Raw genomic sequence first — 20,621 nt, 5'->3', positions numbered from 1 at the left:
TATCATGTGTAACGGGTCTTTACAAACATAAATGCCTAATTTTTTAAATCAATTTTTTTTATTAAAAATTAATTTTACTTTTATGAGGTATTGAGTTTTGTGCACCTTGTTCTTGTACAGTGATTGATGATGCTTTACTTGCTATTTTCATAGCTTCTTCAATATTACTCATATCTTTTTCAAGGTTAGCTGATAGATAACCGATGAATGTATCTCCAGCTGCAGTTGTATCAACTGCCTTAACTTTAAAGGCGTCAACAAATCCACTCTTACCATCTTTGAATGAATAGAATGATCCTTTGTCACCAACAGTAATAACAACCGTTCCTACACCCATTTCGTGCAATGCATCGGCTGCTTTTTGCATTGAAGCTTCATCTTCAACTTTTACACCAGTAATGATTTCTGCTTCTGTTTCATTAGGTGCAATTACATCAGACAATGCAATAAGTTCTGCAGGTATTTCTTTTTTAGCAGGAGCAGGATTTAAAATTGTAACAACTCCATTATCTTTAGCAATTTTAAATGCTTCTGTAATAGTTTCTAACGGAACTTCAAATTGAGCAATGATACAGTCAGCTTCAGCAATAAAATCCTTTGTATCATCAATTTCTGCGGGTGTAATTGCTTGATTAGCTCCACCATATACCAAAATACTATTTTGACCATTTTCGTCTAAAAGAATATAGGCTTTACCTGTACCAACATTCTCATCAACAATAACGTGTTCCATATTCAAACCATCCTTTTTGAATGTTTCAAACATGAAATCAGCGGCGTGATCACCACCAACTTTAGAAATAAATGATGCTTCTGCACCTGCTCGAACGGCAGCAATTGCTTGATTAGCACCCTTTCCACCACCGGCAACTGAACGATCTGTCATTGCCATAGTTTCTCCTGGTAAAGGTAATCTTTCAATATTTAAAATAGTATCAACATTAGTTGATCCTAAAACAACAATTTTTTTCATTATTTTCTCCTTAAAATACTACGCCACTTTCTAGCAAAATATTTGAATATGGTGTTTCTTCACCTGTTCTAATGAAAGCTTTTGATTTGCTCAAATCTTTCTTCATTTGTTCATGTGGTATGAATTCAATTTCTACTTTATCGCCCATCAATTTCTTAACAGCTGCTAATTGTTCTGGGTTTTGTGTTTTCATTTCTTCGGCTAAGAAAATTCTTTGTACTTCTAATTCACTGATTACATTTTCTAAAACTTGCATAAAGCTAGGAATACCAGCTTCAACTGCTAAATCAATACGTTCTGTATCATCTGGAATAGGCATACCCGCATCACCGATACCCAAAGTATCGAAATGACCCATTTGAGAGATAACTCTTGATATATCTGAATTAATTACTCTTGAATTCTTCATAGTAAAATCCTCCATTGAAATCGTTTACAGTGATAATATAGCATTCGTGAATTAATTAGTAAACACCAATTTCAAAATTAGTACGGTCCAATTCGAAAATAGTTTTATCGCATTGTAGATAAATTTATGAGTAAAATAAAAAAATCACACAATTGTGTGATTTTAAAATGACATTGTTACTGATTCTGATCTAACATCTGGAGCTTGTATAAATTCATCTGTTGCTACACGGAAATAATGATGACCTCTTGTGTTCATTAATTGATCAGAATACCAATATGTATTTGCAGATAACATTCTATTTGGAATCTCTTCTCCCTTAAAGTTATACAATTTTGTAGTATCTTTTAGTGATGTTCCTAAAACTTCAATTCTCTCTTGATACAAATATGATTGCTCAGAGCTTGTATATTCATCTTGCCCTACTTGATAGAAGAATAACCCACCATCTACCAGTTGGTCCCCTAATTTCCACTGAGTATTTGCAGGGATAGTCAAATTTGTTAATTCTTCAGAATGATCATATATTTGAGATGGAGAACTTACAGTATCTACATAATAATCATCGGAAGTAATACTTTGAGCTTTCACGGAGGTTAAACTAAATAAAAATCCCGCTAAAAGACAAGATATTAAAATTAAATATCTATATCCTTTTTTCATTTTCTTACTCTTTCCGAGATTCCGCCTAAAGTGTACAATCGACAATTTACATTTTCAATTAACTAAATTTAAATAATAAAAAAAGAAGCTCTATTCATTAATTTAAGGGCTTCTTCCAAGTATTTTTCTTTAGTATATCTGAACATTTAATGATTTATATCTTTAACAAAGATTAGTTTGCCACCACATTTACCACAAACATATCGCTTAGTATCTATCTTTTTTACACGTAAATACTCTAGACCACAGTTTGAGCAAATATACTGGTGTCTTGTCCTCGATTTACCCGTATATTTCATAGGTGGTGCATATCTTGATCCACCTACTTTTTTCAAAAGATATTTAAATTCCTTATCTTTATGTTGTGATGGTAAGCCACTGATGTACAAATGATAATGTACTAATTCATGCTTAATGACACCTATCAATTCATCTTTACCATACTTGTCTAAAATTTTAGGATTTATATCAATATGTTTATCTTTTAAATGAAATCTTCCACCAGTAGTTTGTAGTCGATTGTTAAAATTTGCCTTATGAATAAAAGGTTTCCCAAAGTAGTTTTGGGAAACCTTTTTTATTAATTCTGTTAATTCTTTATCTGTCATTAATTACATGTTTTGAGTCAACTTTTGGATTTGATATGAGAACTTGTCCATATACTTATCTTGAGTTGCTTCAGACTCTCCAAATTTCTTTTTATTTACTTTTCTGCCTTTTCCTAAACTCTTAGTCATTTCTGTACATCCTTCAACATATGAACGGAAAGAGTTTACAAGAGACATATGTGTGCCCATCATTCTTGCTGGTGCCTTCGCATCTTCTAAGTTTTGCAAAACTGTTTTGTATTCTTTTGTTCCAGCAGAAAAGTCCTTACGAATTTTTTCGTATTCTGTTTCATCCATTTCTGCAAAAGTTCCAGCTTCGACTTCTTTTTTGATAACTTCAAATTCTGGATTTAAGATGTCTTGTTGTTTTTCAATAACAGCAATTGCATCGTTGATAGCTTGACCATATTTCATTGCTTTTAGTTGTGCTTGATTCATTTTATTAATTCTCCATGTTTTTCTTTTCTAAATATATGTCACGTTCAATTGTATAGCGGGGACGATTCTTTACTTCACTGAATATTTTACCAACATATTCACCAATGACACTGATACAAATCAATTGTACTCCGCCTAGTGCCCAGATGGATATCATTAGAGATGACCAGCCTGAAACAACTTGTCCTCTTACTTTGCTAACGATTGTATAGATTAATAATATGATACTTATTATAACAATTGTAAATCCTAGCCCCATGATCATCTTAATTGGAACAATAGAAAATGAAGTAATTCCATCAACAGCAAATTTTACCATTTTACGTAATGGATATTTTGATTCTCCAGCAAATCTCTCTTTTCTAGCATAATAGACTTTTGAAGATTTAAATCCCACCATGGGAACAATGCCCCGTAAAAATAAGTTTTGTTCTTTATAACTTAGAAGAACTTCCACAGCACGTTTGCTCATCAATCTAAAGTCAGCAGAATCTGGAACCATTTTGACTCCCAGCCAACCCATTATTTTATAAAACAATTCTGCTGTATTTCTTTTAAATGCTGTATCTGTATCACGATTATTTCTGACACCATATACTACTTCATTGCCCTTTTCGAACTCGTCAACCATCTCGATAATTGCATTTACATCATCTTGTAAATCAGCATCAATAGTTACAACAGCATCAGAGTCACGATATACAGAATCTATACCAGCTAATAAAGCGCCTTGATGACCAAAATTGCGGCTCAACTTCACGCCAGCAATATTAGGATAATCCCTTGAAAATTGTTCTATCATTGGCCATGTCTGATCCTTGCTTCCGTCATCAACATAAACAATTTTACTATCACTACTGATTTTTTGACTATTTAGTAGTTTTTCATATACACCATTAAGTTCCTTGGTTGTTTCTCCCAGGACCTCTTCCTCGTTATAACAAGGTACGACAATACTTAATTTAATCAATTTGTTTCTCTTTTCTGGTCAAATTATTTTTTATAATCTGTATAATACCTTCAATACCTACACTAGCTATAATAGCTAATATTGGCACAAATTCTATACGATAACGTCCTTGAACTTCAATCAATAGCTCAATAACAACATATGCCATCAATGGCAAAATTAATAAGTACATCCCTTTATGATTATATCTTAATTTAAATAAGCGCAAAGAGCCAATAAATGAAAATAGAATTATCAAAATACTTCCCAAATACGCAACATAATTAGTCCAGTTAATCGTCTCTAACTTATGACTATCATAGTACCCAGTAAAGTCTGTGGCGTTAGATCTTTTGGCCCACATAATTGCATTTTTATTCCAGAATAATGGCAACCATTTATTATTATCGGTCAACCATTTGGATTCTTGCTTTACTATTATCTTTTCTTGCTTAGCCATTTCTGCACGGCTATCTTTCATATTAAATTGGCTAGCTAATACAGAATCGTATGCACCCGCAGAATTATAATCTAACCCAACTACAAATTTCCATTCTGAATCTCGATTTGATAAACCATATTCATTTAGTCCACTTGATTTTATAAGTGCTGAAGCACCATTAAATATAACTAAGTATAGTAGCAAGGTAATAGCTAATTTATAGAGTGAAGATAAATCGAACTTAGAATCTTTGAACATCTGATAAATTAATACAAATACTACAATTCCAGCAATAATAACGGGGCCAATTGGGCGAACAACACTACCAATTCCAAGAGTCACACCAGCAACTGCATAGCTCCAATATTTATTTTTAAGTATTAGGTAAAAAGTTAATAAGAAAAACATTGTCCCTATATATTGATTGTTAGTTTGACTAGATAAAGCAAACCAATCAAGATCAATCATCAAAATAAATGTCGCAATTCTTGCCATTTTAATGTTATCAAAGATTTCAATAACCAACAAATATACCAGAACCAGAATAACTACCTGATAAAAAACATTTAACAACTGAATTGCTAAAATATGAGCACCAAAAATTTTAACAACTAACATTACATATGTTAAAAATCCAGTTTGGTATGCCCATTTAGCAAAGTAATCATTATCCATAGAATATAATTTTTCGCCTTTTAAAGCTCCTGGTGCATTTGACCAAAAACCAGCAAAATCACTAAATTGCTGTTTGGGTACAAATCCTAACCACCAAATAGAAATTCCCACAAAAATTAGCAGAATAATTCCTATTATCGTCCAGTTTAGCCAAACAGAATCAATTCTTATTCTATACAAAAAGTAGCTAACAAATAGAACTGCTAATATAGCAAAGATCAAAACTATCCAATAGTTTCTTGGTGTTGTAGTCAAATAAACTTTATACAGATATTGTGCAGATCTCACTAAAACAGCTGTCGTAAATAAAAAAAGACAAGCTAATACAATATTGCTGATAATATTCTGAGTTTTTTTTAACATTCCCTTAATACCTAACCTTACAATTTTCAATAACTAACAAAATTATATTGAAAATCTTTATTAATAAACAGTGATTTGTATAAATTAAAATACTTTCTTAAATGATTGCCTCTTCCAAATAAAAAAAGACATCTTACGATGTCTTTAAATATCAAAAACTGTATAAGGTTGGTCTCTCTTGTGAGATGTCTTTTGATACCAATTTTCTATAATTTCAGCGTCATGTTCAGAAACATCTTTTCCTTCAAGATAATCATCAATTGCTTTATAACCAACTCCTAAGGCAACCTCATCAGGTAATGAAGGACGATCTTCTTCAAGATCAGCTGTTGGTGTCTTTTCATATAGATATGAAGGAGCATTTAATTTTTCAAGCATTGATCGACCTTGGCGCTTGTCCAAACGGAACAATGGCAAAATATCTGCAGCTCCATCACCATATTTAGTATAGAAACCAGTAATATTTTCGGCTGCATGATCAGTACCAATGACAACACCCTTGGTATCTCCAGCTATAGCAAACTGAGCGATCATTCTTGATCGAGCTTTGATATTTCCTTTGTTAAAATCACTCATCTTCAAACCGCTAACTTCAATGGCTTTGACCATTGCATCAACGCTTTCCTTGATATTTACACGTACAGTTTCATCCGCTTCCATCCATTCGATAGCTGCCATAGCATCTGACTCGTCAGCTTGTTCTCCGTATGGTAATCGCATTGCAATGAACTTATATTCAGAATCTCCAGTATCTTCACGTAATTCAGTTATAGCGATTTCAGCAAGTTTACCAGCTAATGTGGAATCTTGACCACCTGAAATTCCCAAAACTAGTGTTTTTAGAAATGAATTCTTTTTTAGATAGTTTTTTATAAAATCTATTGATCGGCGAATTTCAGTTTCCGGATCAATAGTTGGTTGTGTCTTTTCATAAGCAATAATTTCTTTTTGCATAGGTCTCATTATTATTCACCTGATTTTATATTATTAACAGAGTTACGAATTTTTTCGATATATTTCATTTTGTGACTATACAAGTTAGATGACAAATCTACTGGATATGTTTGTGGATTTAAAATTCGCTTATACTCGTCCCATAGTGAATCCAAGTTTTTAGCACAATATTCTTTAATTTCTTTAACTGTTGGCAAATCATAAATCAATTTACCGTCTATATAAATATCTTGTAATACTGGTGTTGCAGTGAAATCTTCAACAGTTTTATTGATATATGTATATTGAGGATGGAACATAAATATTGATTCGTGATCTCTTGGATCTTCATTACCAAATGTAATATAGTCACCTTCGGACTTGTCGTCCTCTAGGTTATTAGTAATTCTCCAAACCTGTTTTTTACCTGGTGTAGAAATTTTAGCAGCATTACTTGAAAGCTTCAAAGTATCCATCATATTGCCTTTTTCATCTTCAATACTTACAAGCTTGTATACGGCTCCAAGAGCTGGCTGATCAAAAGCTGTGATATTTTTGGTCCCAATACCCCAAACATCTATCTTAGCTCCCTGCATTTTCAAGTTTTGGATAGTATCTTCGTCCAAGTCATTAGAAGCATAAATTTTAGCATCTGTAAATCCTGCTTCATCTAGTTGTTCCCTAACGCGTTTTGAGATGTATGCCATATCACCAGAATCAATACGCACACCTTGAAAATTGATTTTGTCACCCATTTCTTTTGCTACACGAATAGCGGTTGGTACACCGCTCTTTAGAGTGTCATAAGTATCAACTAAAAATACACAATTTTTATGAGTTTCAGCATACGCTTTAAAGGCTTCATACTCATCTTGATATGTTTGAACTAGAGCATGTGCATGTGTTCCTGAAATTGGAATCCCAAATAATTTACCTGCCAAAACATTACTAGTAGCATCAAATCCCGCGATGTATGAGGCGCGACTACCCCATATAGCTGCATCTATTTCTTGTGCACGGCGTGATCCAAATTCTAAAACAGGGTCAGTCCCACTGACTGCTTTAATACGAGACGCTTTAGTAGCAACCAAAGTTTGATAATTGATAATGTTCAAAACAGCAGTTTCAATCAGTTGGCACTGTGCTAATGGTCCCTCAACTTGGAAGATTGGTTCTTCATTGAAAACCAGATCTCCCTCTTTAGCAGATCGAATGGTACAACTAAAATTAAAATCTTTCAGACATTTTAAAAAGTCTTCATCAAACTCACCATATTCACGTAAGTAGTCAATATCTGAATCTGTAAACTTAAGATTCTTTAGGTAAGAAACTACATGTTCAAGCCCTGCAAACACTGCAAAACCATTACCAAAAGGTATATTTCTGAAATAACATTCAAAGACTGCGTTTCTCTTATGTAATCCCTTTTTCCAATATGTGTACATCATATTTAATTCATAATAATCAGTGTGTAGAGTCAAATCAGAATGCTCGTATTGGGTCATCATATCTTCCTTTAAATACAATTATTTCTTGTTATTATAACATTTATCATCTAGATAGTAATTTACTGTACCCTTGATCAAATTTTTGAGCTAATTTATCAATGGAGAAATTATTCTTTACATCATCAAATAATTTAAATCCTTTATTATCTAATGTACCATTTTGATAGCTAGCATAGGCATCATTCAAAGCTGCAACCAGGCCATCAACATTTTCCGATTCTACTAACCATCCGTTATTGTTGTTGATAAGTTTTGATGTAGCACCGACATTTGTGGCAATAACTGGACGTGCATATTGTGCTGATTCAAAGTAAACCGCTGGCAAACTTTCTGATTTTGAAGTCAAAATAGTAATGTCATTTGACTGATAGTAGTCACCAGTATTTTCGTGGAATCCAGCAAAATCGACCTTATCAGCGATATTCAACTCTTTAGAATATTCTTTTAATTCTGCTAACATTGGCCCGTCACCAACTAAAGTTAGCTTGAAATCAAAATTAACTTTACTCAATGCTAATAATAATAGTCTATGATTTTTTATTTCAACTAATCGTGCAACTTCCAAAATACTAAATATCTCTTGTTTAGTGGGCTCAATTCCTAAATTTTTAAATTCAATTGCATTAAATACTTCAAATAAATTATATGGATTAATACCATTGTCTTCAAAATATTCAACCAAATCAGGATTAATATAGAAAATAAAATCTGCTTTTTTTAGAGCGCTCATATTTAACTTGATCATAATGGAGCCCTTTAATCCTGAAAAATCGATCCTAGGATCAGAATGAACAGTAATCGCCCATTTAGCTGATATTTTTTTAGAAATTCTAGATACTAAAAAATTTGCTCTAGGTCCATGAGTAGTAACAACATCAAAATTATTCTTATTAATATAATCTTTCATACGACTTAATATCGACAAATCAAATCGTTGTTTCTGAGGTAATACAATAACATCTAAGCCATTATGTCTAGCCATTTGAGAAACTGGCCCTTCTTGAAATGTCATCAGAGTAGAATCAACTCCAATATTTTTTTGGCCCTTCATCAAATTAATAATATATGTACGAGCTCCACCGTCTTCATTCCCAGCGTTAATATGTAATACTCTCATGAATTTATACCTCTCATTAAACTTTCTTGTGTATAATAAATGATATCGTAAAGGAGAATTATATGCACAATAATAAAGTAAATATTTTAGGAACTTATTTTGACAATTTTACAGTTGAATCATTCCACCAACAACTAATTGATGATATAAAAAATAAAAATAATCGCTTTATCGTAACTCCTAACCCTGAAATTGTCTTAAATGCTCGTGATGACAAGAATTTTCAAAATATAATTAACCAAAATGCTGACTACGTTATTCCTGATGGTATCGGAATAATCAAAGGTGCCAACAAATTAGGAACCCCTCTACCAGAAAGAATCACTGGTTTTGATACAACAATGTTCTTGATAGAGGAAGCTAATAAACAAGGTCTAAAACTTTACATTCTAGGTTCTACCAATGAAGTTATAACTGCCAGCGCTAACAGAATTAAATCTGAATTTTCAAACGTCAAATTAGTTGGTTACAATGACGGTTACTTTAAAGATGAACAAAAAATCGTTGACGAAATTAAAGAAAAACAGCCAGATATTGTTCTTGTTGCCTTAGGATCACCTAAACAAGAAATTTTCATCAATAATCATCGAGATGTAAGTGACGCTATCTGGATTGGTATTGGAGGATCATTTGATGTATTTTCTGGCACTAAGAAAAGAGCTCCTAAAATTATTCAGAAGCTTGGATTAGAGTGGTTCTATCGTTTTGCAATTGAACCCTCAAGATTCATAAGAATGCTAGCTATCCCAAAATATTTGAGATTAATTAATCAAGAAAAGAAAAAAAACATGTAGGAAAATTCCTACATGTTTTTTTTCTTTATGATTCAACATCTATAGATATTGGATCTTCATTTTTTTCTCTATAAAGTTTTGCGTTATATAGTGCAAATGCCAAAATAGATACAAAGTAAATACTTACAGAAGGTGCCTCTATAACGTGACCTGTCAACATTGCCATACCAAAGCCTAAACAGACACTAGCAACCAACATCGACCACTTATATGACCACATATGCTTAAATCTACTGAAGAACAAGATAATAAGCATGATTAAACTATAGATTAACGGCAACATATAGATTATAGAACCTAAAATACCAAACTGGAAGAAAATATCAACGTAGTCCATTTCGACCAATTTTGCCTTCTTAGCATTCTTGTAGTTAGTTGCATATCCCATTCCAAAAGTCTTTTGGGCAGGAGTAGCTTTAGAAAAATGATTTGCAGCATCTTCAAAATATATCGTACGTCCACTAAAGATATAAGATACAAACTTATTAGTTTTTACGTATCTTTCTTGTTCAGATGTAAGCTTCTTTTTTCCAGCTTTCTTACGATACTTCAACATTTCATTGTGCAGTTCATTTGTTCTAGAAACAGCCATTTGTGGATATGAAACTCCTACTCCTACCAATGTAAGAATCAACAGAAGGATCATACCACTTTGTAATTTCTTGGATCCGCCATTTTGGAATCTTTGGACAATTGCTGCAATTATTGCAATACCAAGACCCAAAAGAATAGCTATAAATGAACCCTTAGTACCAATTAGGAGTGCTGAATAAAGCGCAATTACTACTGAAATCCAGTAATACCATCTTGACCAAGAGTTAACTTTTTTCAATGCATACCAAAGCATGATTGGGAACATAATTGAAACAAAGGCACTTAATTCATTAGCAGCATAGAACCAGCCACTTTCTCCAAGATTATAGTATGAATATGAGCTAAATCCTGTATGGGTAAAGTGAGCAATTATCATAATAATACTGATAATATTACCTGCAATAAAGATTACCTTTGGAAAATATCTATTGATAGTTCTATCTCTTATAAGTTCTTCAAATGCAAAGTAATATGTTACTAGCATGATTGGATAATACAAACTTTTAGCTAGAGCCTGAACTTCTTCAGAGACTATGAATACTTTTTTAGTTTTATAATTTATTATCAGACTTATTACTGATACCAACGCCAGTATTACAAAATATCCGATAATCAAAAAACCTTTTTTATTATCCCTATTCATTAACAAATAAATTAAAATAAAAACTGCAGATATTGCCATAACTATCATACGTATAACAACACCAAAAGTTACATCCATGTGCATTCTTGCCATTAAACCAGTAACAGAATCAAGAACCGGCTGTATGGCTATAAATATCATCAAAAAGATACTATATCTTTTAATAAAACTCTGCATAAGTGACTCCCATTAAGTAGTTTGTAATTGATTATACTATTATTTTAGCAAAATTACGTATTTATCTCTCTAGATAAAACTCAAATCTATCTCCAGCGTACTGAGATCTAACATATTCGAAGGGTCTTCCATCTTCTAGCTCAGTAATTTGACGTAGTCTAAGAATGGCAGAGCCTCTTTTAACATTTAGTAGTGTCGCAATTTTTTCCGAGGCCAGCATTGAAGAGACAGTTTGCTTCGCATTTCCTAGCTTATAATTTGCCTTAGTTTCAAGAGCTTTATATAACGATGAAGTAATATCTTCTTTGCTTAAATCTTTGATTAAATCAACAGGAATAGTTGTTACTTCAAAACAAATTGGTTGCTCATCAGCATAACGAATTCTTTCCATTCGTAACACTAAATCACCTTCATTCAAATTCAGTTGTTCCATCTCACTCACTGTGGGATCTACAAAATGATATGAAACTGTTGTACTAGAAGGTTTTTTACCCTGTTCTTCAGTCAATTCAGTAAAACTAGTAGTTCCGCTCATCTTCTCTTGAACCTTACTACTTGAAACATACGTACCTGAACCGACTTGTCGTTGAAGTATTCCTTCATCAACCAATGTTTGAACCGCTTGACGGAGAGTCATTCTGCTTACACCAAAATCATCAGCAAGTTGTCTTTCAGAAGGTATACGTTCACCAACATCCCACTTACCTTTTTCAATTTGCTCTTTAATTTGATTATGAATTTGGATATAAATTGGGACTTTCATATACAAATCTCCTTAAATAAACGATTGCCAATATAGAAAAAGGACCGATGATATCGGTCCTTTGTATATTGGGCTAGCTGGATTCGAACCAGCGCATGACGGAGTCAAAGTCCGTTGCCTTACCGCTTGGCTATAGCCCAATAATGGAGGGGAGAGGATTCGAACCTCCGAACCCGAAGGAGCGGATTTACAGTCCGCCGCGTTTAGCCAAACTTCGCTACCCCTCCATATATGTCTTTTGACCTAAATTATATTACAGAACATCTGTAACAAATTCAAGTTTCAAAAGACATTTTAATTTTAATGTAATATTACAAATTTAATTTACACCTTGCATTTGTCTCTTAATCATAGGTACCAAGAAAATCAACACGATTGAGAATACAATTGCAACAGTACCAACACTAGTAAAGAAGATTATTTCGTTCTTAGGATTACCAGCATCAAAGTATTTAACAATTTGCGCATTTATTGCTTGTCCGGCAGCATCTGCCAAGAACCACATACTCATCATTTGAGAAGAAAAAGCTTTAGGTGCAAGTTTTGTTGTTGTTGACATTCCAACTGGAGAAATCAACAACTCACCTATCATCATTATTGCCCAAGTAGCAACTAACCATACAGGATTAACTAATTCGTTCTTGCCCAATCCAATAAGTGGGATAGAGATAAATAAGTATGATATACCAGCTATCATAAGACCCATCCAAAATTTAGTTGGTGAAGAGGGTTGTCTTTTACCAAGTTTTGTCCATAAGAAGGCAAAAATTGGAGAATAGATTGTTATGAATAAAGGATTAAATAACTGGAAGTTCGCAGGGTTAATATTGAATGTTCCAAACTGTAACTGTGTTTGATTAGCAGCAAATAGTGCTAACACAACTGAGCCTTGTTCTTCAATTGCCCAAAAAATAACGGCAATAATGAACATAGGAATATATGCACGAACACGTGATTTTTCAATCTTAGTAACTTTGTCACTCCTTAACATAAGAACGAAGTAGGCAATTGGTAAAACAACACCCAAGATTGAAATTAAAGTAATAACATTTTCTATATTAAAGTTTTTTGTAAGAATCAATAGTACAACAATAATTGCTACAGCAATTAATGAGTAAACAAGTCGCTTAATAAATCTTGTTTTTTCTTCACCTTTAAGAGGATCTGGGGCAACAAGGCTTGCTTTACTTAGGTATTTTCTACCATCAATCAAGTAAACGATTAATCCAAAGAACATACCAATAGCTGCCAATGAGAATCCAGCATGATAATTATAAGCTGATTGAACACCACCAACTGCTATCGGTGCAATTAGTGATCCTAAGTTGATTCCCATTACATAGATACTAAATCCTGAATCACGACGTGGGTCATCAGCGGTATATAATCCACCAACCATTTCAGAAACGTTGGGTTTCAACATACCTGTACCAATAGTGATCAAAATAATTGATCCAAATAGACCAGCTGTAGCGATTGGTAATGAAAGTACGATATGACCAAGCATGATCAATACCCCACCCCAGAAGACAGTTCTTCTTGTACCAAAAATTCGGTCACTCAAGAAACCACCAAGAACTGAAGTCATGTAAACCAACGAACCATAAATGGCCATAATTGAAGCAGCAGTAGTTTGGCTCATGCCCAAACCACCATCTTTTACAGCAGTGTACATATAATAAATTAAGATCGCACGCATACCGTAGTAACTGAATCTTTCCCAGAACTCAGTTAAGAATAAAGTACGAAGTCCCAATGGCTGACCAAGGAACTTTCTTTCTTTTTTGTTATCCATCAATAATTCTCCTCATAATATAAAACACAATGTAATTATATTAATAGGATTATTCTTTCATGTCAAAGTTTTTTTAATTTTTCTTTACTTACCGTTGATATAACAGCAAAAAAAAATAAGAATCTTTTAAAGAAAAGATTCTTATTTAATATTATTTTGTGTGTTTAAACATCATTGTTGCTTCAACTGCATTTTTCCATCCAGAATAAAGATCATCTCTTTGATCTTCTTTCATAGTAGGAACATATTCTTCACCATGTTTAAATACTGTTCTAATTTCGTCCAAATCTTTCCAGAATCCAACAGCCAACCCTGCCATGAAAGCTGCTCCAAGAGAAGTAGTTTCCATTTCATTTGATTTTTGAATTGGAATACCTAGAATATCTGATTGGAATTGCATCAAATATTCATTTTGAGAAGCGGATCCGTCAACACGAATTGATTGAATAGGAATATTTGAATCAGAACTCATTGTTTCGATGATATCTTTAGATTGGTAAGCAATTGATTGTAGAGTTGCTTTTACTAAATCAGCGTCTGTTGTACCACGTGTAAGTCCAAAAATTGCTCCACGAGCCAAATCATCCCAATATGGAGCACCTAATCCTGAAAATGAAGGTACAACATAAACTTCGTTTTGATTTTCTGAATTTTGAGCCATCTCTGATGATTGTTCTGATGATTTAATTAATTCCATTTCATCTTGTAACCATTGCAAAGCTGCACCGGCAACAAAGATACTACCTTCTAGCGCATAATTAACTTTATCACCTATTTTATAAGCAACAGTAGTTAATAATCTATTATCAGAAATAGCTTTAGTTGTACCAGTATTCATAACAGCAAAAGCACCTGTACCATAAGTGTTTTTAACCATACCTGGTTCAAACGCCATTTGTCCGAATAATGAAGCTTGTTGTGATCCCATCATTCCTGAAATAGGAACAGTAGCACCATAAAATTGATTGTTTTCTGAGTAACCAAAAATTTCAGAATTTGATGTTACTTCAGGCATCATTGCCTTAGGGATGTTAAACATTTTTAGTAAGTCATCATCCCAATCCAATGTATCAATATTAAACAACATTGTACGACTAGCATTAGAAACATCTGTTTTGAAACTCTTACCATCAGTTAATTTCCACAATAACCAAGTATTGATTGTCCCAAACATCAGTTGACCAGCTTCAGCTTTTTCCTGAGCTCCTGGCACAGTATCCAATATAAAACGAATCTTTGTTGCTGAGAAATATGGACTAACAACCAATCCTGTTTTATTTCGAATAATTTTCAAATCTTCACTATTTATTTTATTTGCAAGATCTGCTGTTTGGCGACTTTGCCAGACAATTGCATTATAAATAGGTTTTCCGGTTTCTTTGTCCCAAATAACCGTAGTTTCACGTTGATTGGCGATACCAATAGATTTGATTTCGTCAGGTTTAACCCCAGATTCAATCAATGACATTGCAATTGTTGATTGAACCGCATTCCAAATTTGATTAGGATCTTGCTCAACCCAGCCTGGATTGGGCAAAATCGCATCAATAGTTCTTCTAGAAGAAACTATTTTATTGCCGTCATGATCGAAGATAATAGCTCTGGTAGTTGTAGTACCTTCATCAATTGACAAAATATATTCATTCCCCATTATTAATCCTCCTAATTTAAAGTACAAAAAAAAGACATTTCTGTCTTTTTCATTGTACTATGGAAGCGCTGTAAATATCAATGCCGCAACTACTGCACCACAAATTGGTGCAAATACAGGAACCCAACTGTATGACCAGTCAGATGTACCCTTGTTAGCAATTGGTAAAATTTGATGTGCAATTCTTGGTCCCAAATCACGTGCAGGATTGATTGCATAACCTGTTGTACCACCCATTGAGAAGACAACAGCCATGATCAACATACCTGTAACTACTGGTGCAAGACCTGCAGAAAAGCTTGATCTTGAGAATGCAAGTACAGTAAACATCAAAATTACTGTACCAATAAATTCACTCAAGAAATTAGATGGGAAGTGACGAATAGCAGGAACAGTTGAGAAACAAGTTCTGATTTCTTCAGCATCTTTTGTTTCTTTCCAGTGTGGCATGTAGTTTAGCCATACTAAAATAGCACCACAGAATGCTCCTAAAATTTGTGCTCCGATGAATGGGATAACATAACTCCATTCAAGTGAGCCTGCAACTGCCATACCAATTGTAACGGCAGGATTTAATAGTCCAGGACTGATGTAACTTACACAGTAAACACCGATCATTACTGCAAGACCCCAGCCGATTGAGATAGCAACCCAACCGTCGCCTTTGGCCTTTGATTTGTTCAAGATATGTCCTGAGATTACACCATTACCAAGTGTAACCATGACTAATGTACCTAGGAATTCTCCTAGAAGTTGAATAGGTAAACTATAGCCCATTATGTACTCCTTAATATAATTTTGAATTATAAAATTCAATTGTTACTAAATAAATTTCAGCACAAGTATTAATTATACATAATTTTTAGGCATTATTTGGACCTTTTTTTAAAAATTTAATAAATATCGCATATCCGATAAATAAAATTAATGAAATTAGTGAGACCAACCAACCTAATTTCAGACCTGGTACTGAGTAATTAAACGATATATTATGCTTTCCTTTGGAAATATCTATCGATGACAAACTATCAGCTGATTTTTGTACTGGTACTTTTTTACCATTGTCATAAGCTGACCACCCCTTGTCATAGGGAACAGATACTAACAATGTAGAATCCTTGTCTGCTGTAATTGTTCCAGCAATCTTATCATGATTTAGATCAGACTGAACATCTAAAGAATTATTTTTCAAAGTATCAGCAAATTGAGAAAATTTATTCATATCTAAAGTTTGGAAATAAGTAGGATCCGCAAACAAACTATACTTTGTACGAATCTTAATTTTAACCTTCTCATCTGCTTTAAATTTACCCAAGTATATGATTGTAGCTTTATTCATTAGTGAGCCTTTACCCACTCTTTTACCGTTTACAGTAATACTAGTTCCCACGTATGACAGTGGTTTTCGATAGAAATATAGCGGTCCATCATCTTGTGGAGTAATTTCATAGGTAAAATTATTTTTCCCATGAGACTTGTTCTGTTGATAATTTGTCATTATAGCTGATGAAAACAAGGTATCTTTATTGCCTGTCATATGTTGATACAAACTATTTTGATTATTAAATGGTTTACCTTTACTCATCTTATAATCTTTAATCTTGCTATCTACTAGGTAACCTAGACCTGGAGAGTAAGGATTATTAATTAGTACTTGTTTACCTTTTTTGACAGTAACTCTGTCATGAATTCCTAATATTGATGTTGAAAATTTAGTGCCTCCACGATTACCAATGCGTCGGACATTCTTGGAGAAGAATCCCAAATTATTCAAAAACTCCATAGTATCTTGGTTCAATGTTGAACTATATAGACTAATTCCATTTACATTAAACATTATTGGGTCATTGTAGTTATTATAATTTTCAGTAAAGACTTCATTTAGTCCAGATTGCGTAATCATTGTTCTTTGTGCAGTAGAACGTTGCTTTTCAATTGATTGGAAATATTTTGCTTCTTTTTTGAAAGCATTGCTATATTCAGTTTGGTTTCCTAATGGTGCAGTTCCCAAAACCGAATTAAAGTTAGCTATAACTTCGAAGGCTATCACTGCAAACAATAAATATCCAAATTTTTTATTCTTACCTATTAGATAAATAAGGAATCCAGAAAGTATAAATGTTATTAAGGATAGAATCAGATATCTAATATGGTTAGAATTACCTTCTGATATGAAATACATCTTTGTTAGCAACTTAGGAATAGCTAGTTCCACAGCATAACCAACTAATAGAGCTAAAACTGCGATTACAGAAGCTCTTAGTATTGCCTCTTTCTCTTTATACACTCCTGCATTAAAACTCTTATATGCAATGAAAATACAGATAAAAGAAAAGATAAAACTATCTCTAAAAGGAAAGCCTGCAGGATTTTGGAACATATGCCAAATTGTATTAAAAATGGTCACTATCATTGTTATAAATAGGAAGAATATTAATATAAATGAATTCTTTTTGTCTTTTGCTTCTATATTGTTGCTAAAGAAATAAGCAATAACTAAAATCAAAACTGTAGAAGTCATAAATATTGCAGGGCCATGAACTAATCTTTGATTAAAATTATTTGCCCCAATTCCAAATTGAGTCAGAGCTTCTAAACCAAACCTTGGAGTTGGAAGATAGTACCCAATATTGAAAGTTCCCTTTGCCGTTTTCATCATTCCAAAAAGAGTAGGAACCAGAATTACAGCTGAACTTAATCCTGATAAGATTGAAGTCACTGCGAAATTGCGTATAACTTTTTTTCTACGATCACTTTTCCAGACATTGTTTTCAATAAATAAATAGATAAAGAAACAAAGTGAGAAGATACATAACATATAGCCAAGATAGTAGTTAACAATTATAGAAACTAGCAAGACTACATAATACATTATGAACTTATCATGTTTTACTAAATTTAATAGCGCAACGGCGATTAACGGTAGCATAATCAAGGCATCTAGCCACATCAAATCATAGAAATATGTTGCTACGAACCCACAGAAACTGTAGGCTACTGTAAATAGATAATTGAAGTAAGAATTATTATTAAAGTACTTCTTCAAAAAATAGGCCATGGTAATACCCATTGTGGAGATTTTGGCCATTATAATAACATTTGCTGCCACAGGAACATTACCTGCACTAAAAAATGTCAAAATAACATTAAATGGTGATAATAAATAATAGCTTAATATTGGAAAAAAATTGTCTCCAAGGGAGAGACTAAATAAGTATAAATGTACATTTCCTTGAGTTAACTGACGTCTAAACTCAGTTAGAAACATTATGTATTGTGTTCCTAAATCACTAGTCAAAAAACTTGAATGTCCAAAAGGTGCCATTCCAGAAATAGCAAAAATTATGGATATTAATAGAGCATTTATAAAAAATGCTCCTAGATAGTATAGCCAGTTTCTTATATTCTTCATAATTACCCTCAAGCGTTAATAGTTAACTATAATAATATCAAACTATAGTAAAACATACAGAAGATAAAAATATTTATTTTTTTATATAATTCAAAAGAAAATAGATTTTTTTTTGAATTATGATCGATTTTTACATTCATCTGTTCTATAATAGGTTTTGTGCTAAGGATTAAGAATGTTTTAACTAAGTTCAACCCCATGGATTTAGTTAACCCCCCGCATTTAATTCCAAATTTTAAATAATAACATACCCCAATATGTATATTACTTAATCCGACACTAAAACCCCAAATCACTTTTGAGAATATCAAAAGTGATTTTTATTTTACTCAACAAAAAAGATCAGCCTAATGGCTGATCTTTTTTTATTTCTCACTAGCAGCAATTGCAGCTGCACTGACATAATTTATAGGTTTATCAAAGTTTGGTTGGAATAGAAAATCAACCATAGCTAGTTCATCAATAGTTACTTTCTTTTGAATGGCTAATGAAATTAAGTTAGCTGATTGAGAAACATCATACTTACTTGTCAATGCTCCCCCTAGTATTTCTCTAGTTTCAGGATCCCATATAAGGTTTATAGTTACCTTTTCAGTGGTAAGCATAAATTCTGGACGATAGTTGTCCTCATATGTAATAGAATCAACCTTTTTATTTAAAATATTAGCGTGAACTGCTGTTAATCCAGAAGCAGCATATGTTCTTCCAAATAGTTCAACAGCAGAACTTGATTGTGTACCTATGTAGGGAACAGTATCTTTTGCAATATTTTTCCCAACTAGAATTCCCTGGCGTACTGAATTAGTTGCAAGCGGAATGTACTGGTTATTATTTGTAGGATTATAGTGAACCGATGCCGCATCTTCAGCAGAAAATACATCAGTCTTACTTGTATGCATGTACTTATCAATAATCAAAGCACCGTTATCAAGTATCTCAAAATTATCTTTGAACATATCAGTATTAGGTTTAAAACCAACACACATGACAGCTATATCAGCAGTATATTCATTTTTATCAGTGATAACTTTTACTGAATCTCCATTGTCCTCAAATGAAACAACTTTTTCGTTCATTCCAAGCTTCACACCATGATCTTTAAAATCTTGTTCTGCAATTTTAGACATATTTTCATCAAAGTTTTTTGCAAGAACATTAGGTAGAGCATCGATTAGAATAGTTTCTTTACCTAAGGTAGAATATCCTTCTGCCAATTCAGCACCGATATATCCAGCACCAATTACAATAGCACTCTTAATTTTAGGAGCATTATCTTTCAATTCTTTGGCATTTGCCCAATTTTTACATAAGAATACTCTATCAGAATCAATACCTGGGATATTAGGAACTATAGGTGCTGATCCAGTTGTAATGACCAACTTATCATATTTTTGTTCAAATTTTTTCACCAGTTGTTAAATTTGTAACATTAAGTTTTTTATTATCAAAATTGATATCCGTTACATCATGTCCCATGTACATGTGTGCTCCAAGTTGTGACAAGTCCTCTGGACTTGAGTAAAACATCTTATTAGGATCTGATACTCTATCACTTACCCATAAAGCAATACCACATGATAAAAATGATAAATTGTCATTTCTTTCAAATACAGAAACTTCCCAATCAGGATGTTCCTTTAGTATATTCATTGCTGAAAATGTTCCCGCATGTGTACATCCAATAATGCTAACCTTCATAACATTCGCCTTCTTT

The 20,621-nt window shown here is 32.9% G+C and carries 17 protein-coding genes, 2 tRNA genes and 1 pseudogene; 1 reads left to right on the top strand and 19 read right to left on the bottom strand.

All coding sequences use genetic code 11. From position 1 onward, the window contains the following. Nucleotides 1-61: 61 nt before the first annotated feature. From rbsK to EKN01_RS00755, 10 genes are all read right to left on the bottom strand, one after another. Nucleotides 62-973: a ribokinase gene (rbsK, locus tag EKN01_RS00800; protein ID WP_129044571.1), complete on the bottom strand. Its 912-nt coding sequence runs from the start codon at nucleotides 971-973 to the stop codon at nucleotides 62-64. A gap of 10 nt (nucleotides 974-983) precedes the next feature. Continuing rightward, a complete protein-coding gene (gene rbsD / locus EKN01_RS00795) occupies nucleotides 984-1,382 on the bottom strand; it encodes a D-ribose pyranase (protein ID WP_099974335.1) in 399 nt (132 codons plus the stop codon). A gap of 162 nt (nucleotides 1,383-1,544) precedes the next feature. Next, a complete protein-coding gene (locus EKN01_RS00790) occupies nucleotides 1,545-2,045 on the bottom strand; it encodes a hypothetical protein (RefSeq protein ID WP_129044570.1) in 501 nt (166 codons plus the stop codon). Nucleotides 2,046-2,191: 146 nt separating this feature from the next. Beyond that, the gene (locus EKN01_RS00785; protein ID WP_129044569.1) at nucleotides 2,192-2,653 is read right to left on the bottom strand and encodes a SprT family protein; all 462 of its coding nucleotides are present in this window, start codon (nucleotides 2,651-2,653) and stop codon (nucleotides 2,192-2,194) included. A gap of 3 nt (nucleotides 2,654-2,656) precedes the next feature. Continuing rightward, nucleotides 2,657-3,091, bottom strand: a complete 435-nt coding sequence (locus EKN01_RS00780; RefSeq protein WP_129044568.1) for a hypothetical protein — start codon at nucleotides 3,089-3,091, stop codon at nucleotides 2,657-2,659. A 4-nt stretch (nucleotides 3,092-3,095) separates the two neighbouring features. Further along, on the bottom strand, nucleotides 3,096-4,058 hold the full coding sequence (locus tag EKN01_RS00775; RefSeq protein WP_099975327.1) for a glycosyltransferase family 2 protein: 963 nt from the start codon (nucleotides 4,056-4,058) through the stop codon (nucleotides 3,096-3,098). Continuing rightward, a complete protein-coding gene (locus tag EKN01_RS00770) occupies nucleotides 4,054-5,520 on the bottom strand; it encodes a glycosyltransferase family 39 protein (protein WP_129044567.1) in 1,467 nt (488 codons plus the stop codon). Before EKN01_RS00770 ends, EKN01_RS00775 begins: the two co-directional genes overlap by 5 nt. Before the next feature lie 144 nt (nucleotides 5,521-5,664). Next, nucleotides 5,665-6,483: an NAD(+) synthase gene (nadE, locus tag EKN01_RS00765; RefSeq protein ID WP_129044566.1), complete on the bottom strand. Its 819-nt coding sequence runs from the start codon at nucleotides 6,481-6,483 to the stop codon at nucleotides 5,665-5,667. 2 nt (nucleotides 6,484-6,485) lie between these two features. Beyond that, nucleotides 6,486-7,961, bottom strand: coding sequence for a nicotinate phosphoribosyltransferase (locus EKN01_RS00760; RefSeq protein WP_432264330.1), 1,476 nt, complete (start codon nucleotides 7,959-7,961; stop codon nucleotides 6,486-6,488). Nucleotides 7,962-8,004: 43 nt separating this feature from the next. Further along, complete coding sequence (locus EKN01_RS00755) at nucleotides 8,005-9,078, bottom strand: glycosyltransferase (protein WP_129044565.1); 1,074 nt, start codon at nucleotides 9,076-9,078, stop codon at nucleotides 8,005-8,007. Between the two features lie 62 nt (nucleotides 9,079-9,140). Between EKN01_RS00755 and EKN01_RS00750 the strand changes: the two genes are divergently transcribed. After that, on the top strand, nucleotides 9,141-9,872 hold the full coding sequence (locus EKN01_RS00750; RefSeq protein WP_129044564.1) for a WecB/TagA/CpsF family glycosyltransferase: 732 nt from the start codon (nucleotides 9,141-9,143) through the stop codon (nucleotides 9,870-9,872). 25 nt (nucleotides 9,873-9,897) lie between these two features. Here the strand turns inward: EKN01_RS00750 and EKN01_RS00745 are convergent, their stop codons facing one another. From EKN01_RS00745 to EKN01_RS00705, 9 genes and pseudogenes are all read right to left on the bottom strand, one after another. Then, the gene (locus EKN01_RS00745) at nucleotides 9,898-11,286 is read right to left on the bottom strand and encodes an O-antigen ligase family protein (RefSeq protein WP_129044563.1); all 1,389 of its coding nucleotides are present in this window, start codon (nucleotides 11,284-11,286) and stop codon (nucleotides 9,898-9,900) included. A gap of 61 nt (nucleotides 11,287-11,347) precedes the next feature. Next, nucleotides 11,348-12,049, bottom strand: a complete 702-nt coding sequence (locus tag EKN01_RS00740) for a GntR family transcriptional regulator (protein ID WP_099974325.1) — start codon at nucleotides 12,047-12,049, stop codon at nucleotides 11,348-11,350. A 68-nt stretch (nucleotides 12,050-12,117) separates the two neighbouring features. Then, a tRNA-Gln gene (locus EKN01_RS00735) sits at nucleotides 12,118-12,189 on the bottom strand. Between the two features lie 4 nt (nucleotides 12,190-12,193). Then, nucleotides 12,194-12,276: transfer RNA gene (locus EKN01_RS00730), tRNA-Tyr, on the bottom strand. 92 nt (nucleotides 12,277-12,368) lie between these two features. After that, nucleotides 12,369-13,844 (bottom strand): peptide MFS transporter, encoded by a 1,476-nt coding sequence (locus tag EKN01_RS00725; protein ID WP_129044562.1) that lies wholly within the window; start codon nucleotides 13,842-13,844, stop codon nucleotides 12,369-12,371. 151 nt (nucleotides 13,845-13,995) lie between these two features. Beyond that, the gene (gene glpK / locus EKN01_RS00720) at nucleotides 13,996-15,495 is read right to left on the bottom strand and encodes a glycerol kinase GlpK (RefSeq protein ID WP_129044561.1); all 1,500 of its coding nucleotides are present in this window, start codon (nucleotides 15,493-15,495) and stop codon (nucleotides 13,996-13,998) included. A 57-nt stretch (nucleotides 15,496-15,552) separates the two neighbouring features. Beyond that, on the bottom strand, nucleotides 15,553-16,272 hold the full coding sequence (locus tag EKN01_RS00715) for an MIP/aquaporin family protein (RefSeq protein WP_129044560.1): 720 nt from the start codon (nucleotides 16,270-16,272) through the stop codon (nucleotides 15,553-15,555). An 85-nt stretch (nucleotides 16,273-16,357) separates the two neighbouring features. Continuing rightward, a complete protein-coding gene (locus tag EKN01_RS00710; protein ID WP_129044559.1) occupies nucleotides 16,358-18,907 on the bottom strand; it encodes a YfhO family protein in 2,550 nt (849 codons plus the stop codon). A 365-nt stretch (nucleotides 18,908-19,272) separates the two neighbouring features. After that, a pseudogene (locus EKN01_RS00705) lies at nucleotides 19,273-20,605 on the bottom strand (FAD-dependent oxidoreductase). Nucleotides 20,606-20,621 lie beyond the last annotated feature (16 nt).

Source organism: Companilactobacillus metriopterae (assembly GCF_004117915.1).
In the GTDB taxonomy this organism is placed as follows: Bacteria; Bacillota; Bacilli; order Lactobacillales; family Lactobacillaceae; genus Companilactobacillus; species Companilactobacillus metriopterae.
The sequence above is the reverse complement of the archived record's forward strand: the minus strand, read 5'-3'. Positions and strand labels throughout refer to the sequence as shown.